This is a genomic window from Allocellulophaga tsushimaensis (assembly GCF_055383085.1).
This window is the reverse complement of the sequence record NZ_AP039451.1, coordinates 1,396,188-1,412,258: the sequence shown is the minus strand read 5'-3', so window position 1 is coordinate 1,412,258 and position 16,071 is coordinate 1,396,188. Positions and strand designations below refer to the sequence as shown.

At 30.3% G+C, this 16,071-nt stretch carries 16 protein-coding genes; 9 read left to right on the top strand and 7 right to left on the bottom strand.

Translation table 11 applies throughout. The features are described 5' to 3' along the window. Window positions 1-315: 315 nt before the first annotated feature. Both ACZ451_RS06155 and ACZ451_RS06150 read left to right on the top strand, forming a co-directional pair. A complete protein-coding gene (locus ACZ451_RS06155) occupies window positions 316-1,194 on the top strand; it encodes a hypothetical protein (RefSeq protein WP_464216230.1) in 879 nt (292 codons plus the stop codon). A gap of 3 nt (window positions 1,195-1,197) precedes the next feature. Further along, window positions 1,198-1,854: a hypothetical protein gene (locus tag ACZ451_RS06150; protein ID WP_464216229.1), complete on the top strand. Its 657-nt coding sequence runs from the start codon at window positions 1,198-1,200 to the stop codon at window positions 1,852-1,854. A gap of 68 nt (window positions 1,855-1,922) precedes the next feature. Here the strand turns inward: ACZ451_RS06150 and arsS are convergent, their stop codons facing one another. From arsS to ACZ451_RS06135, 3 genes are all read right to left on the bottom strand, one after another. Then, window positions 1,923-2,978: an arsenosugar biosynthesis radical SAM (seleno)protein ArsS gene (gene arsS / locus ACZ451_RS06145; RefSeq protein WP_464216228.1), complete on the bottom strand. Its 1,056-nt coding sequence runs from the start codon at window positions 2,976-2,978 to the stop codon at window positions 1,923-1,925. Between the two features lie 161 nt (window positions 2,979-3,139). Beyond that, a complete protein-coding gene (locus ACZ451_RS06140; protein WP_464216227.1) occupies window positions 3,140-3,475 on the bottom strand; it encodes an arsenosugar biosynthesis-associated peroxidase-like protein in 336 nt (111 codons plus the stop codon). Window positions 3,476-3,851: 376 nt separating this feature from the next. Then, a complete protein-coding gene (locus ACZ451_RS06135) occupies window positions 3,852-4,541 on the bottom strand; it encodes a TIGR04282 family arsenosugar biosynthesis glycosyltransferase (RefSeq protein WP_464216226.1) in 690 nt (229 codons plus the stop codon). Between the two features lie 325 nt (window positions 4,542-4,866). On the opposite strand from ACZ451_RS06135, the gene ACZ451_RS06130 reads away from it, so the two are divergent. Beyond that, entirely contained in the window at window positions 4,867-5,640 is a 774-nt protein-coding gene (locus ACZ451_RS06130; protein WP_464216225.1) for a patatin-like phospholipase family protein, read from the top strand. A 24-nt stretch (window positions 5,641-5,664) separates the two neighbouring features. On the opposite strand, the gene ACZ451_RS06125 is transcribed toward ACZ451_RS06130, so the two are convergent. Together ACZ451_RS06125 and ACZ451_RS06120 are read right to left on the bottom strand one after the other, a co-directional pair. Beyond that, the gene (locus ACZ451_RS06125; RefSeq protein WP_464216224.1) at window positions 5,665-6,063 is read right to left on the bottom strand and encodes a DoxX family protein; all 399 of its coding nucleotides are present in this window, start codon (window positions 6,061-6,063) and stop codon (window positions 5,665-5,667) included. A gap of 82 nt (window positions 6,064-6,145) precedes the next feature. Beyond that, the gene (locus ACZ451_RS06120; protein ID WP_464216223.1) at window positions 6,146-7,300 is read right to left on the bottom strand and encodes a DNA polymerase III subunit; all 1,155 of its coding nucleotides are present in this window, start codon (window positions 7,298-7,300) and stop codon (window positions 6,146-6,148) included. A gap of 247 nt (window positions 7,301-7,547) precedes the next feature. Between ACZ451_RS06120 and ACZ451_RS06115 the strand changes: the two genes are divergently transcribed. The 4 genes from ACZ451_RS06115 (at window position 7,548) to ACZ451_RS06100 (ending at window position 12,822) form a co-directional block, all read left to right on the top strand. Continuing rightward, window positions 7,548-8,735, top strand: a complete 1,188-nt coding sequence (locus tag ACZ451_RS06115) for a phosphoglycerate kinase (protein WP_464216222.1) — start codon at window positions 7,548-7,550, stop codon at window positions 8,733-8,735. 94 nt (window positions 8,736-8,829) lie between these two features. Next, entirely contained in the window at window positions 8,830-9,960 is a 1,131-nt protein-coding gene (locus ACZ451_RS06110) for a WD40/YVTN/BNR-like repeat-containing protein (RefSeq protein ID WP_464216221.1), read from the top strand. Window positions 9,961-10,146: 186 nt separating this feature from the next. Then, window positions 10,147-11,790, top strand: coding sequence for a lytic transglycosylase domain-containing protein (locus ACZ451_RS06105; protein ID WP_464216220.1), 1,644 nt, complete (start codon window positions 10,147-10,149; stop codon window positions 11,788-11,790). A 15-nt stretch (window positions 11,791-11,805) separates the two neighbouring features. Next, on the top strand, window positions 11,806-12,822 hold the full coding sequence (locus tag ACZ451_RS06100) for a DUF4837 family protein (RefSeq protein ID WP_464216218.1): 1,017 nt from the start codon (window positions 11,806-11,808) through the stop codon (window positions 12,820-12,822). Window positions 12,823-12,895: 73 nt separating this feature from the next. Here the strand turns inward: ACZ451_RS06100 and ACZ451_RS06095 are convergent, their stop codons facing one another. Together ACZ451_RS06095 and ACZ451_RS06090 are read right to left on the bottom strand one after the other, a co-directional pair. Then, entirely contained in the window at window positions 12,896-13,054 is a 159-nt protein-coding gene (locus tag ACZ451_RS06095) for a DUF6747 family protein (RefSeq protein WP_464216903.1), read from the bottom strand. Between the two features lie 187 nt (window positions 13,055-13,241). Then, window positions 13,242-14,147: a hypothetical protein gene (locus ACZ451_RS06090; protein ID WP_464216217.1), complete on the bottom strand. Its 906-nt coding sequence runs from the start codon at window positions 14,145-14,147 to the stop codon at window positions 13,242-13,244. A 217-nt stretch (window positions 14,148-14,364) separates the two neighbouring features. Between ACZ451_RS06090 and ACZ451_RS06085 the strand changes: the two genes are divergently transcribed. Both ACZ451_RS06085 and ACZ451_RS06080 read left to right on the top strand, forming a co-directional pair. Beyond that, the gene (locus ACZ451_RS06085; RefSeq protein WP_464216216.1) at window positions 14,365-15,339 is read left to right on the top strand and encodes a sensor histidine kinase; all 975 of its coding nucleotides are present in this window, start codon (window positions 14,365-14,367) and stop codon (window positions 15,337-15,339) included. Beyond that, a complete protein-coding gene (locus ACZ451_RS06080) occupies window positions 15,336-16,037 on the top strand; it encodes a LytR/AlgR family response regulator transcription factor (RefSeq protein WP_464216215.1) in 702 nt (233 codons plus the stop codon). Before ACZ451_RS06085 ends, ACZ451_RS06080 begins: the two co-directional genes overlap by 4 nt. The last annotated feature ends 34 nt before the right edge of the window (window positions 16,038-16,071 follow it).

The window sequence follows — 16,071 nt, the reverse complement described above, 5'->3', positions numbered from 1 at the left end:
ATAAATATATAACGCAAGTATAAACACTTTTAATTAGATAATGATGTATATAACACTAAAAAATTGGTGAAGTGTATCATTAATATTAAAAAATTAAGATTCTAACTTAGAAACTAATTGTTAGCTTTATAAAACTATTTTATGAAAAAAATAATCATAAAAACGGCTATACTACACTTATAATGAGCTAAAAATCATAATAAACTAAAGAATAAAGTATTTTTTCGCAATATTAAATTTTGTATTTTTATAAAACTTATCTATTCCTTAGATAGAAATTAAGACCAAAAATAACCACTAAACCAAAATTAAACCATGGCAAAGTATTACCAATCCTCTAACAAATTTTCTCCTTTATCTTTTCTTTACTTTTTTATCTGTAGTATTACGGTACTCCCTATCCTAGCATTAATATATTCCTATGCTATTTGGTATATTCCACTGCCCTATATTAACTTTTTTATTACAATGGGTTTTGGTATTGGTATTGCCATGGCTATTAATTTTTTTGTAATAAAGCTGGGAAAGGTGCGCAATAAAATGCTGGCTTTAACTTTTGGAATTATTGGGGTATTAATAGCATTATATTTCAGTTGGGCCGTTTGGTTAGATTTATTGCTAAATGTTAGTGATACCTATGGTACAGATAGTATTGGTATTGCAGCAAGCAATATAGAAATATTTCAGGTGTTTGGTTTAATCATGGAACCCGGTACCATGTTAGATATTATAATTGAAATACAAAAAGAAGGAGTTTGGACTATAATGTCTACAACTGTAAGTGGTATTGCTCTAATTTTAGTTTGGATTATAGAAGCTGGTATTGTCCTTTTTTATGGTGCGCTACCTCCAATGGGAAAATCTAGTATTCCTTTTTGTGAATTTAATAATAAATGGTTTGCTGTAAAAGAGATAGAAGGCCTAGATTACATTAGGTTAACTGAAAAATACAAAACCGCATTAGAAACAGGAGATATAGAATTACTTAAAGAAATAGAGAAAACTGCAAATATTGAAGCTGAAAGTCATAGTGTTTTTACCTTGTATGCAAATGAAACTAATGAGAATTACCTTTCTATAGAAAACAAAAGAGCCAGTCGGAATGATAAAGGCGAGATAAAATTTGAATCTGAAGATATCATAAGTAATATTGCAATTAGTGAAGAATTTAGTAACTTTTTAGAAGCCCTTTAAAATATGAAACATATAAAAAATATTACTATTTTAACAATTACAGCTATCTTAATGATGAACTGCCAATCTAATGGTAAACCAGCTAATTTTGATTACGGTAGTGTTAAAAATGATATCTACACTAATGATTATTTTAATATTGAGATGAATACTCCTGAAGGATGGGTAGTACAATCAAAAGAACAAACTGATCGTCTTGTTAATGCAGGAAAAGACATAATCGCAGGAGATGATGAAAACATGAAGGCTGCTATTAAAGCTTCTGAGATCAATTCCGCAAATTTACTTTCTATTTTTAGAAATGAAGTAGATACTCCTTCCGAAGAATTTAATCAAAGTTTAATTATGGTTGCTGAAAACACAAAAAATTTCCCTGGGATAGAGAGTGGTGAAGATTATTTATATCATGCAAGAAAATTATTAAGTAAAACATCTTTAAGTTATACTAATATTTCTGAAACTTTTGAATCACAAGCTATAAATGGAATTTCATTTTATGTTATGGATACAGAATTAGAATATATTGGGCTTAAAATAACTCAAACATATTACGCAACTGTATTAAATGATTTTTCTATTAGTATTATAATATCTTATACTTCTGAGGAACAAAAAGAAGAATTATTTAAATATGTGAGTAGTTTTAGTCTTAAGAATTAAACCTTTAATACAAAAAGTCCTTCTAAACTATAGTTTAGAAGGACTTTTTCATGTAACCTTTTTGTCTTTTAAGCCACTGTACCCTGGCAACTACTACCTGCTCCAGCAGTACAACCATAGCAGTGTTGCGAGATAATAATATTTCTATTATTTAAAAGATCTTCGTTATAATCTTTAATATGTTTTACTTTACTTGCTACTTTTAAGTCTAACATTTGGTTAAAATCACAATCGTACAACCAACCGTCCCAACTTATAGAAATGGTATTGGTACACATTACATTAGCAACAGCAGCAGGGTTATATGCCTCTACTAAAGCATACATATAATCTTCATAATTTTCTGATGCCACCAAATAATCTAGAAAACGAGCAATAGGTAGATTGGTAATTGCAAAAAGGTTATGAAAATTGATATTAAAATCATCTTTTAATGCTTTTTTAAAATCGGCTTCTAGTGCCATTTGGTCACCAGGCAAATACGCTCCAGATGGGTTGTATACCAAATCTAAACGCAAATCGCTACCAGGCATTCCATAGCCTCTTTCATTAAGTTCTTGTAATGCTTTTATAGATTTATCAAAAACTCCGTCTCCACGTTGTTTATCTGTTTTACCACGTGTATAATGTGGCATAGAAGAAATTACGTGTACATTGTGCTTCTTAAAGAAATCTGGCAAATCGTAATACTTTTTATTTGCACGAATAATAGTTAAGTTAGATCGTACAATAAAATCTTTAATACCTGCTTTTGCAGCTTCCTCTACAAACCAACGAAAATCCGGATTCATCTCTGGTGCTCCACCAGTTAAATCTAAGGTATGCGCGCCTGTATTTTTAATTACTTCTAAGCATTGCTGCATGGTTTCCCGCGTCATAATTTCTTTACGGTCCGGACCAGCATCTACATGACAATGCTCACATACTTGGTTACACATGTATCCAACATTAATCTGTAAGATCTCTAATTTTGAGGGTCTTAACGGAAAATGCCCTATTTCTGCAATTTTATCTTTAAAATAAGGAAGTTCTCCATCAGCAAAAATACCTCCATTTAAAATTTCTAATTGCTTATTTACTTCAGCTAAATCTTCTCCTTTAGCTTTTAATGATTTTGTAGCCATTTCTTTTTGTTGTGAGTTGATAGTCGTTAGTTGCTACTACTCTTTACAAGTATATCAACCATAAACTAAATAACATTTTTAAAAGTTTTCAGTCAGCAGTATCAATTAGCAGTAACTTATAGAACTATACTTTCTGCCAACTGCAACTGTTTACTGCATCTTTACATACTTAATTTATTGTACTTGTTCATCATTTGTACGCCATGTACTAATGTTGCGCCAGCTTCTATAGCAGAACCTACGTGAACTGCTTCCATCATTTCTTCTTTAGTTATTCCCTTTTGTAAGCCATCTTTTGTATAACTATCTATACAATAAGGGCATTTTACTACATGGGAAACTGCTAAGGCAATAAGCGATTTTTCTCTTGAACTTAATGCACCTTCTTTAAAAACAGAACCATAATAATCAAAGAACTTCTCGCCCAATTCTTCACTCCATTCTGTAATTTTTCCAAACTTTCTTAAATCTTTAGGGTCATAATACGAATCTGCCATTTTATGTGTTTTTGTTTAATTTTATTGTTGTGTTTCAGTATTCTTATCTTAAATACTGACTCGTTCTCCTTTTCCAGTTAAATTGCTGTAGCATCTCATAAACTAGTATTAATTCACTATTTATCGGCTAGTTGTTTCTATACCACAACAGTAAACTATTCAGTGATAATATCTTAGATATTTATGATTGTGTTCTACATACTCCCTGAAAACAGCACTAACTAAAAAATAGTTCGTCTCAATCTATAATATGATTAAGTTGTGTAAAGAACTCTGAAAAGCAACAAAACCAGTAGTTATTTATATCATTTTAAACTTTTTAATAAGCCTGTTAATGATATGAAGCATATTCAGAAGCTTCTTTTAAAACTTTAGATTATAGCGCTATTGGAGAGCCTTTATTATAAAATACGCTATGATGTATTTTTTGTGGGATAGTAAATTTATAAGCAATATCATATGTCTTTCTTCTACCAATAGTCAATAATACCTTAAGTATTTTTTCTGGTATCTGGTATCCATATGCTAAAATTGCTTTTATATCTTCAACCGTATCAATATCCCATAAGGTTTTAAGACGGTATAATTGTACTACATCTGAAGTAATGAGACCTAGTAATTGTTTAGAAATTAAAGCTGTTTTCCATGCTAATTTTTTAAATGCAGCAGGTTTAAAATGAGAAGTATGCATCCCCATTAAATAAAAACCTCCATCTGTTGCAGGTCCTAAAACAAATTTTTCGGCATTTATTTGTTTTGCCGCATTTACAATATGAGCAACAGTTAATTGTGGCGTATCGTTGCCAATAGTAATAACACGATCAAAGCCCTTGTTAAAAACACATTGGATTGCATTTGTAAAACGCTCTCCAAAAGTATGTCCTATTTGTTCTTTTTCAGAAAAATGAAAATATGCTAACCCAGTTTTTTTAACGATATCTATTGTACGCTCTGTTAGCGCATCAAATAACTTTTCACTTTTGGGTATTGCTTTATATTGTAATTCTTTTAGAGAAGAATTAGCAAAAACAAGAATGGCTGTTTTGTTTTTTTGGTTTACCTGCATAAGAGCTGTGACACTTCTATTTTGCAATAGCAAGATATCTAAATAAATGTCGTGATTTTAAAAATTTCTTACATCTTTTTTAAAAAATTTAATATTAACAAAACCAACTGACTAGTCTTTAGATGTGTTAGTTTTATACAATTTCAATACTATATTTACTATAAAGCGCTTTATTTTTAAGTTGAGATGTATGGATTAAGAACCAAAAGCCTGATGCAAAACAAAATACAAACTACTAGGTTTAAAAAATATATTGATTTGGTTCCTTAAAATCAGCATAAATCTTATTTTTAAGACTAACTTTAAACGAATAAAATAAATCTTAATGCTAACTAAACTTAAAAATGCAGAATCTATAGGTCTTGTCCTTTCTGGTGGTGGTGTTAGAGGAATGGCTCATATTGGTTTAATAAAAGCAATGCAAGAGCTTGGTATTAAAGCGCATATTATTTCTGGAAGTAGTGTTGGTGCTCTTGTTGGAGCATTATATGCCAATGGAAATACCGTTGAAGAAATGTTGCAGTTTTTTAAAGACACTCCCTTATTTAAATATAATTTCTTAACCATTACAAAAACTGGAATTATAAATACAGACCGCTATATAACACTATTTAAAACTTACTTTCCTGAAAATTCTTTTCAGGCCTTAGAAAAAGAATTACATATTGTGGCTACAAATTTGCAAAAAGGTGATCAAGAGTTTTTTTCAAGCGGAGAATTAATCCGTCCTTTATTAGCTTCTGCTGCTTTACCACCTGTTTTTAATCCTGTATGTTTAAACGACCAATTGTATGCAGATGGTGGTATTATGAATAATTTTCCGTTAGAACCAGTGACAAAAAGAGCCGATTTTATTATTGGCAGTAATGTTTCTATTATAAATAAAGTACCAACTAAAGACTTAAAAAGCCCTATTAAATTAACAGGTAGAATAACGGGTTTAATGGTTTATGCCGCTGTACAACAAAAGCTACTATCTTGTGATATGATGATTGCCCCTCCTTTAATAGAACATATTGGGGTTTTAGATAGGAGTAATATTGAAAAAGCTTATACTATTGGTTATGATGAAGCAATGCGAATTTTAACTGATGCATAGTCCTTAAAAGTTTAAATCAATCGTTTAGCCTTGCAATAAAAACACTAAAAAGATAGCAGGTATAAAGTAAATAGCAATCGTTTTTGCACCTTCATAGTCCTTTGCCATACGCTGACCAAAAAGGAGCATCAGTAAAGAAATACAGGAAAGTATTGCTCCATAAAAAGCAAAATCTTTTTCATTACAAGCAATAATTTGATAGATGCCTCCAACACAAAAAAGTGCAGCGATCATTTCCGTAATTAAAACAATACCTAATAATAAAGGGACTATATTTTTTAAAGGACTTTCAGCAAAATGCCCTTTTAACCAGCTTAAATTACCTGTCCAGTCTACAATTTTGTCTATACCACTTTGTAAAAAAGTGATGATTAAAAAGAGTAATAATATAAGTTCTGTTGCATTATTTAAAAGTACTTTCATCTTAATACGTGTTAAATTAATTTCAATGTTAGTGTATTTATGTATGCGTAATTTTTAATTCGGTCACAAAAAAAGTTTTAGGCTAAGCTGTAGCTTTCTTTTTATGCAATAATCGGGTAAGCTTAATAGATAAATCTGTTAAAATAATTTTTGCGTTGCCATTTCGCTCAATATGGTACATTGCGCTTTCTAATTCTTCAACAATAGTTATTATATTATTTTCATGAACAAAAGGTGCAAATTTTTCTAGTTGAAAGCCTTCTATATGGATTCTCATATATGCCAATTCTTTTACGTTATAATTAATAAGCATAGCTTGGCGCATGATAGCAATACAATATAGTAAGAATTTTTTTTGCGTTTCTCTTCCAGTTTTAGCAACTTCGTTAGACCATAGGATTAAATCATGAATTGCTGCCTTATTACCTTTAGCTTTAAAAGCACTTCTTACCCATTGTACAAACCATTTTTCAAACACAAGATCTTCAGAATCATTATTCATTAAATCTAGTGCCTTATTATAATTTCCATTGGCTTCATTAGCAATTCTATAGGCTTGTTCTTTGGTAAGACCCTCTTGTATAAGTCCGTTTGCTATAGCAGTTTCTGCTAAAGGAGGAAAATGTAATACTTGGCAACGAGAACGGATGGTTTGTATAATTTGTTCTTCATCTTCTGCAATAAGTATAAAAACCGTTTTTTCTGGTGGTTCTTCTATGAGTTTTAAGAGTTTGTTTGCAGACGCAATATTCATTTTATCGGCCATCCAAATAATGCAAATTTTATACCCTCCTTCATAGGATTTTAAAGAAAGTTTTTTTACAATTTCTTGCGCTTCGTCTACTCCAATTTGCCCTTGCTTTTTTTCAATATCAATTGCTCTATACCAATCAAATAAATTACCATAAGGTTGCTCTTTCACAAACGCTCTCCATTCCTGAATGTAATTATCACTTACAGCATGGCTTTTTACTTTAGTAGAATTAGCAACAGGAAACGCAAAATGCATATCTGGATGTGAGAGCGAATTACATTTTATGTGACAAGATTGCTTTTTTTCCTCAGTATTATTTGCTGCATCACAAAGCACATGTTGGGCATATGCAATAGCCATTGGTAAGGTGCCACAACCCTCGGCTCCTACAAATAACTGCGCATGCGGAATACGACCTGCATTTGCACTAGAGATTAAATGGTTTTTGATATGAGAAAGTCCTAAAATAGCATCAAACAACATGCGCCAAATATACAGTTTTTGGACTAATTTTAGCGTGCAGAATTATTGCTATTTTATAAGTTGTAGCTTGGTTTTTCTTTCTTTTTTAATGTGATATGCAATGTATGCTAACAATTTTATAAAACTAATGAATAATAAGAGGCTAATAGGTAGTGAATTATCAGAAATCTTTACATTTGTCTCAGAAATTGAAAAAAATCAATTTAAAACAAGTTGCTAAGCCTATTTAGCACCTAATAAATTACACATGAATACAATAGACAATTTTAATTTTGAGAACAAGAAAGCGCTTATCCGAGTAGATTTTAACGTGCCTTTAGACGCAGATTGTAACGTAACAGATGTTAGCCGTATAGAAGCCGCAAAGCCTACTATTATAAAAGTTTTAGAAGATGGCGGTAGTGCCATTTTAATGAGTCATTTAGGAAGACCAAAAGGACAAGCCGTTCCAGAAATGTCTTTAAAACATATTTGTGATAAAGTATCTGAAATTATTGGTGTTACTGTAAAATTTGTAGAAAATTGTGTGGGAGAAGTAGCAGAAAATACTGCTGCAAACTTGCAAAATGGAGAAGTATTATTATTAGAAAATTTAAGATATCACGCAGAGGAAACATCAGGTGATAAAACATTTGCTGAGCAATTGTCTAAATTAGGAGATATTTATGTAAACGATGCATTTGGTACTGCACATAGAGCACATGCATCAACAACAGTAGTAGCACAATTTTTTCCAGAAAATAAATGTTTTGGTTCTTTATTAGCTAAAGAGATAGCGTCTATTGATAAAGTAATGCAAACAGGAGAAAAGCCTGTTACAGCAATTTTAGGAGGTTCTAAAGTTTCTTCTAAGATTACAATTATAGAAAACATTTTAGATAAAGTAGACCATTTAATTATTGGTGGCGGGATGACCTATACTTTTATAAAAGCACAAGGTGGCCAAGTAGGAAATTCTATCTGCGAAGATGATAAGCAAGAACTAGCATTAGACATTTTAAAGCAAGCAAAAGAAAAAGGAGTAGAAGTACATATTCCTGTTGATGTTTTAGCAGCAGATGCCTTTAGTAATGATGCAAATACACAGGTTGTTGCTGTAAATACAATTCCTGAGGGATGGGAAGGCTTGGATGCAGGACCAAAAACCTTAGAAAACTTTAAAGAAGTTATCTTAAAATCTAAAACCATACTTTGGAATGGTCCAATAGGTGTTTTTGAATTAGATACTTTTGCCAATGGAACTAAAGCTATTGGTAATTTTATTGATGAAGCTACGCAAAACGGAGCGTTTTCTTTAGTTGGCGGGGGAGATTCTGTTGCAGCAGTAAAACAATTTGGTTTTGAAGATAAAGTAAGTTATGTTTCTACTGGAGGTGGTGCAATGTTAGAAAGTTTAGAAGGAAAAACATTGCCAGGTATTGCAGCAATACATTAATACTTAATACTAAAACAAGTACAAAAAGGATGTGAATTTATTCATATCCTTTTCTATTAATTAAACTTTTTAACCTGTAGTAGCTATACAAATTATGAGAAAATATCACTTTATTTTTTTAGTAGTAATGGCAAGTTTTTCATGTTCGCAAACAAAGAAAAACTACGTCAATATAGAAGAAATTCCAGCAATAGAATTTAACACTACAGCTAATATTACACAAGGTAATTATAGTTTTACCAATATATCTTCTGGCCAAAAAGTATCCATATTACATCATTTAAAGAAAATAGGATTTCATTTCTATAATGATTTAAAGTTTAAGACAGCAGATACTGGTGTTTTAGTTGGTGGAACTGGTTTAAGAACAAGAATCACCAAAGATGGTGGTAAAACTTGGCAAGAGTATAGCTTTTCTCCGTTTGCTAATTCATTCTATGGACTTGCGTTTTCTAAAAATAATATGTTTTTGGTTGGGGAAAGCCAATATATTTTTAAGAGTACCGCTTTAGGAGAAAATTGGAGTGTATTTGATACCAGTAAATTTTTTGAAAAAGACAATCCCTTTACACAATTTAAATATTACAAAGTTCATTTTTTAAATGACCAAATAGGTTTTATTGCTGGAGAACGTAATAATAATCCTGTGATTTTAAAAACAGTAGATGGAGGAGAAAATTGGGAGCTTATAAAATCTCAAGGTATTTCAGAAAATAGCATTGCTATAACAGATTTTGCATTACTTTCTGACAAAGAAATGATGATGGTAACCCTTTCTGGAAAATGCTATAAAAGTGTTGATCAAGGACTTCATTGGAAATTACTTTATGAGAATAAAAAGAAGACCATTTCTTTTAATTCTATCGCTTTTAAAAATGCTGAAATAGGTTTTATTGGTGGTTTAAATAGCTCATTGTTGCATACCACAAATGGAGGGGAAACATGGCAGGAAATTAAGTTGTCTTCAGAAAAGAATATCAATATTTCTGATATTACTTTCCTGAAAGATAAAGCACTTATTACAACAGCTAAATCCTTTTCAGAAAAAAGAGCCGTTTTTACTTTTATGATTAATGAAGATGGAACTCATATTTCTCCTTTTTTAACTAAAGAAGATGAAAATGTTCTCTTTTTAGGTGATTCTTATGGTATTGATGTGTTAGGTAACAATGCTTATATTTTAGATCGGAATAATGTGTATAAAACAGCAATAATTAAATCATAATAAAAACGTTTGTTATAATAGAACAAAGAATATTTTTTACAGACCGATGAATAATCCTTATTTTTCTGACGTTTTTTATATCTTAAACCCCCAATACGCAGTAGTTAAGATGTTTTTAATATTAAAATTTTATTCTTAGTTAAAAAAAAACGATTTTCGTTGATTGCTATTTTTAATAGAGGTTTTATGATGATAAACAAAAGAATATTACTTATTGGGAGTTTTCTACTCTTTTTTATAAATGTAAAGATTACAGCACAAGAAATAAAGGCTCCTGTTAAAGATAGTACTGAACTAGCAAACTCTAATGCTGTTACTATAGATTCTACAAAAAATAAGTCATCACTTGCTCCTAATACTGCAACAGTTAAGGTCTTAGGAACAAAAGAAAAGCAGTCTCTTTTAATAAAAAACAGTGCTAATAAGTTCGATTTAAAAGACATACCACTGGCAGCAAAATATGATAGCCTTTGGCTTAAAGAACTTTATGAATCCGCGCTACTTTTTGATGAGCTACAGGAAGAAATTACTAGCCCTAAAGATAGTATTGTATATGATCCAACATTACCTACAGATACTTTAAAGTTACGTTTAAATAGGCTCAACCAAAAAACACCATTTAATGTAGCATATAACCCATCATTAGAGCGTGTAATACAATCTTTTTTAAAAAGAAAAAAAGGCTTAATGGAACGGATGCTTGTTGCAAGTCAGTTTTATTTTCCAATGTTTGAGGAAGAGTTAGCAAAGTATAATATTCCTTTAGAGTTAAAATATTTAGCTATTGTAGAGTCTGCGTTAAACCCAAGAGCAAGGTCTAGAGTAGGCGCTACCGGTTTATGGCAATTTATGTATAGCACAGGTAAGATATACAATTTAGATGTAAGTAGTTATGTAGATGAGCGTAGTGATCCTATCGTTGCCACAAAAGCTGCTTGTAAATACCTATCTAAATTATATGATATTTTTGGTGATTGGGATTTGGCTTTGGCAGCATATAATTCTGGTCCTGGTAATGTAAATAAGGCTATAAGAAGATCTGGAGGATATAAAAATTATTGGAATATTAGAGCTTTTTTACCCAGAGAAACTGCTGGCTACGTTCCTGCTTTTTTAACAACAATGTATATTTTTGAATATGCAAAAGAACATGGTTTAATTGCAAATAAAGCAGAACGACCCTATTTTGTAACAGACACCATACAAGTAAAGAAATTAATAACGTTTGATCAGGTTTCTAAGTTTGTTGATGTTAGTGTGGAAGAACTAGAGGTTTTAAACCCTTCTTACAAGCTAAATATTATTCCTTACGATGAAGAGAAAAAATATACTTTACGCTTACCTGTATACGAAATGGGCAAATTTGTAAGTAATGAAGATGCCATATATGCGTATGTAGAAGAAGAATTTAAAAAGAAAGAAAAAGTATTACCAAAATTGGTCAAAGTAAACGACCAAATTCGTTACAGAGTTAAATCTGGTGATTATTTGGGAAAAATTGCTGAGCGTTATAGGGTTGGTGTAAGCCAAATAAAGCGTTGGAACGGATTACGGAGTAATAATTTAAGAATAGGGCAAAGATTAACCATATATACCAAAAACCCAGGTAAAGTCTTAAAAACTAGTAAGAAAACAAAAAAAATTGTTCGCCCTGTTACGGTGGTAAAAGACCCTTCTAAAGTGCATATAGTAGAAGAAGGAGATTCTCTTTGGACAATTTCTAAAAAATATTCTGGTATTTCTGTTGAAAATTTACGAGAATGGAACGGTATTAGCGGTAACAACCTAAAACTAGGTACTAAGCTAAGGTTATGCGACTGTCAGCCTTAAAAAACTAAGAATTTTATGAAAAAAATTAATACTATAGCATCATTATTTTTAGGAGCTATGCTCTTATTAAGCTTTGGTGCCTGTAAAGAGGGTGAAAAACAAAAATATTCTCCAAAGTCTATTGGAGCAATAAACGCACTCACAGTAGTAATGGACACAGATTTATGGAAAGGTGAGGCTGGCGATAAAGTTAGAGAACACTTTGCAGCTCCAATTGTGGGTATGCCATGGCAAGAACCATTATTTACAATAAACCATGTGCCCGCTAGCGTTTTTACGGGTGCAATACAAAAAACACGATCGGTATTATTTGTAACTAAAGATACCATTTCTGCAGCATATTTAAGTCCAGATGTCTACGCTGCACCACAACAAGTAGGTGTAGTAAAAGGAAATAATGTACAAGAAATCATTAAAAACATAGGGAAATCTGCTGATGAGATGATTAAAGCTTTTAAAGATTTAGAAATCGTTGAAACTCAAAAACGTTTTAAAAGATCTTTGCTTAAAGACCAAACATTAACAGATAAATTCGGAATTACATTAGATATACCTTCTGCATATATTGTTGGAGCGCAAGCAGATAATTTTGTTTGGATAGATAGAGCTATTCCTAAGGGTACTATGAATATCATTGCCTATACAATGCCTTTAAATTCTTTTCAGACAGATTCTACTTTTGTAAAAGATATTATTAAAATGCGCGATTCTATTGGTGCTGTTAATATTCCCGGAGAAGATATTGCTGGGAAAAAGAACCATATGATTACAGGAAAAGATTTTGCTCCTCATGTATATCCTGCAGAAATTGCAGGTAAAAAGGCAGTAGAAGTAAGAAGCACATGGGAAATGAGTGATTATCCAATGGCTGGACCATTTTTAACCTATATTATCAATGATCCAGAGCACAATAGAAAAATGGTGGTAGAAGGCTTTGTATTTGCTCCAGCAACAAATAAAAGAGACAATATGTTTGAGTTAGAGGCTATCATGAAAACAATAGATTTTAATGAAGAAGTAACTAAAGAGTAGTATGTTATTTAAAACAGAAAAGCCCTAGTAAGAAGAAAATTACTAGAGCCTTTCAGAAATTAAATAAAAATAATTATTCAAATAAAAAACTTGTTGACAAACGAAACGCAAAAGCATAAGCTGCAATTACAATAAGAATTAAACAAAACCATATCAGTACTTTTAAAAGATTTTTGAATTTATGATTCTCTAAACTTCTAAAAGCATCATAATAAATCTCCCTGATAAGCATAATATGCCTCACAATTATGGTTTAATTTAATGCTACAACTAATATGCGTTTAAAATTAGAATTGAAAAATAAAACCAGTTAAACAGAAGATATTTTAGTTGTAAAATACCTTCAATTGATACGTTTCTATGAACTGTTTTTTTTATCGGATGAACGACTTGGTTTTTTATAAAGCGCTTATATTGTATTAATTATGCTCTAAACGAGCAATTTTATCCTGTAGCTTTTTTATGGTAGGGTTATCCTTTATTAGTTGCAAGGCTAATTTATAATTGGCTATAGCCATTTTTTTATGACCAGAAAGTTCATATGCTTCTGCCAAACTATCATAGGTATTTAATTTATTTGGGAACAATACTGTATTTAATTTAAATACAGCAATAGCTTTTTTATATTCTTTATTTCTTAATAATAAATAACCATACCCGTTTAGATCATAATCGTTTTTAAAATATGGCTTTAGAATAGAAACTGTTTTTTTGGTTGTGATGGTGTTGAGTCCTTTTTCTTTTATTATTTTAATTAATATATTAACACCATTGTAATTGGGATTATAGGTTTCTCCTGTAACAATTGCAACAATGTCTTCTTCAAAAGTTAGTATTGGGTGTTCAACAATTCTATTAATTTCTTTTCCATTTTTATAAAAAATAAAAGTAGGCACTCTAAATATATTTTTCCCTTTTTCTTCTCCGTTAGGGCTTTTTTTATATTGGTTTGGGGTATGATCAACAGCAATCATTTTTAGTTGACTCATAGGAAAATTTATAGCTTCTAATACTTTATAAAAACGAGGAATTTCTTTTCTGCTATCACCACACCAAGTTCCCATAAAGGCTTCAATTTTATACGTTTTAAGTTCTTTTTTTAACCTTTTGGCAATTAACAATTTCTTATTTACCTGATAACGATCAAAACTTGGCTGAAACCAAGCTGCAAAAGAATTTTTTGTGAAATCTGCTTTAGTAACCTTTCCTAATAGTTTTTCTTTCCCATTTTTAGTAGTAATTTTTTTATTTATGTCTTGTGCTTCAGAAGATTGAGGCATTAGAAACAAAAAGGATAGTGTAAAAATGAATTGAATGACTTTCATGATAAATTAGTTTTTAATGTTTCATCTAAACTATTCCCATGACAGACATTAGTCAAATTTTATACATCAAAAGCATAGAAGAATATACCTATCAAGAAAAACATCTTATCAATAGCATTATATACTCCAAAGTGTTGTTTATACCTTCAAACTGTTATTTGATATATTTTAATTTTAAGAAAATAAGATATTATAGTACCTTAAATTTTTTAAACTTATGATTATAACACGGCATTTAGTTTCAAAAATTTTAATACACCTGTTATTTTGGTCTCTTTTTGTATTTGTTTCTCTCTTTGTATTTTCTAACTATTACTGGAAAGAAAACCCATTCCGCTACTATTTTTTTATTTTAATAGCCATTGTTTATCTAAATAACGGTGTACTCTTGCCTTTTTTTGTTCGTAAGAAGTATTATTTTTTATATGCATTTTTAATAGGGCTTATTGCTTTTTTAGGAACTCAAGCTTACTGTAATTTCTTTGCAGAATGCGGCTGTTCTATAATGAAATGCTTATCTGATTACCTTTGGCAAACATTAGTGCCAATCGTTATATTTTCTTTTTTATGGATGTTATTTAGTTATTTAGAAAAGCAAGACGAAATAGAAATTATTAAAAAGGAGCATGCAGAAATGGAGCTTCAGTTTTTAAAATCGCAAATAAGTCCCCATGTTTTATTCAATAATTTAAATACAATTTATTCGTATGCATTAGAAAAACCAGAAGAAGTTCCCAAAATGATTTTAATGCTTTCGGATAATTTAAAACATGTTTTGTATGAAAGTAACGCTGATAAAATAGCTTTAAAAAAAGAAATAGAATATATTGATAATTATATTGCTTTTCAGAAAATTAGAACAGAAAACATAAAAGAGATTACATACAAGAAAGACATTGAAGATGTTACTACTCATAAAATTGCACCATTGTTACTAATTACCATAATAGAAAATGCATTTAAGCACAGTCCGCCAAAAAGTATCATCTCTATTTTTATTAGCGTTAAAAAAGGGGTCTTGGAATGTAATTGTGAAAATAAAATTAATATAAATACTAAAACCAAAAGCAATAGCCAAATAGGGTTACTAAACTTAAAAAAAAGACTAAATCTTTTATATAAGAGTAAGTACAAATTGCGCATTACAGATACAGAAACGTATCAAGTAAATTTAAAAATAAAGCTTTTATGAAATGTATTCTAATTGAAGATGAACTACCTGCGCAACGCATTGTAAAAAACTATATTTCTAAATTAGAGGATGTAGAATTATTAGCGTGTTTTCAGTCTGCTTTAGAAGCAAATACATTTTTACAAAATAATACTATAGATGTTATTTTTTTAGACATTAATTTACCTGATATTTCAGGAATACAGTATATAAAAACGGTTGTAAACCCTCCAAAAATTATTATGACTACTGCTTATCATGAACATGCTGTAGAAAGCTTTGAACTAGACACCATTTGTGATTATCTCGTTAAACCATTTTCTTTTGAACGTTTTTTAAAAGCAATAAATAAAAGTAAGAAAGGTGAAGTGAAAGCTTCAAACTTAAAAATAAAAGAAACAGAGACTAAGGATACTATTTTTTTAAATGTAGACAAAACCTTGCATAAAATTTACCTCCAAAATATTTTATACATAGCTTCGGATAAGAATTATGTAACTGTAGTTACCACTACAGATAAGCTTTGTTATATAGATGCCCTTAAGAATTGGGTTGACAAATTATCTCCAAATGACTTCCTTCAAGTACATAAGTCTTTTATTGTAAATTATCATCAAATAACTAAAGTTACTGGCAATCAATTATATATAAATAAAACTAAAATACCAATTGGTAGATTTTATAAATCTGAGTTACTAAAGAAATTAGCATCGCATTAAAGCTTACAAAAAAATAGTAGTAAATTGGGGTATT

Coding starts and splice junctions, on each gene's coding strand:
- ACZ451_RS06155 (WP_464216230.1), top strand. CDS start 316: ATGGCAAAGTATTACCAATCCTCTAACAAATTTTCTCCTTTATCTTTT.
- ACZ451_RS06150 (WP_464216229.1), top strand. CDS start 1,198: ATGAAACATATAAAAAATATTACTATTTTAACAATTACAGCTATCTTA.
- arsS (WP_464216228.1), bottom strand. CDS start 2,978: ATGGCTACAAAATCATTAAAAGCTAAAGGAGAAGATTTAGCTGAAGTA.
- ACZ451_RS06140 (WP_464216227.1), bottom strand. CDS start 3,475: ATGGCAGATTCGTATTATGACCCTAAAGATTTAAGAAAGTTTGGAAAA.
- ACZ451_RS06135 (WP_464216226.1), bottom strand. CDS start 4,541: ATGCAGGTAAACCAAAAAAACAAAACAGCCATTCTTGTTTTTGCTAAT.
- ACZ451_RS06130 (WP_464216225.1), top strand. CDS start 4,867: ATGCTAACTAAACTTAAAAATGCAGAATCTATAGGTCTTGTCCTTTCT.
- ACZ451_RS06125 (WP_464216224.1), bottom strand. CDS start 6,063: ATGAAAGTACTTTTAAATAATGCAACAGAACTTATATTATTACTCTTT.
- ACZ451_RS06120 (WP_464216223.1), bottom strand. CDS start 7,300: ATGTTGTTTGATGCTATTTTAGGACTTTCTCATATCAAAAACCATTTA.
- ACZ451_RS06115 (WP_464216222.1), top strand. CDS start 7,548: ATGAATACAATAGACAATTTTAATTTTGAGAACAAGAAAGCGCTTATC.
- ACZ451_RS06110 (WP_464216221.1), top strand. CDS start 8,830: ATGAGAAAATATCACTTTATTTTTTTAGTAGTAATGGCAAGTTTTTCA.
- ACZ451_RS06105 (WP_464216220.1), top strand. CDS start 10,147: ATGATGATAAACAAAAGAATATTACTTATTGGGAGTTTTCTACTCTTT.
- ACZ451_RS06100 (WP_464216218.1), top strand. CDS start 11,806: ATGAAAAAAATTAATACTATAGCATCATTATTTTTAGGAGCTATGCTC.
- ACZ451_RS06095 (WP_464216903.1), bottom strand. CDS start 13,054: ATGCTTATCAGGGAGATTTATTATGATGCTTTTAGAAGTTTAGAGAAT.
- ACZ451_RS06090 (WP_464216217.1), bottom strand. CDS start 14,147: ATGAAAGTCATTCAATTCATTTTTACACTATCCTTTTTGTTTCTAATG.
- ACZ451_RS06085 (WP_464216216.1), top strand. CDS start 14,365: ATGATTATAACACGGCATTTAGTTTCAAAAATTTTAATACACCTGTTA.
- ACZ451_RS06080 (WP_464216215.1), top strand. CDS start 15,336: ATGAAATGTATTCTAATTGAAGATGAACTACCTGCGCAACGCATTGTA.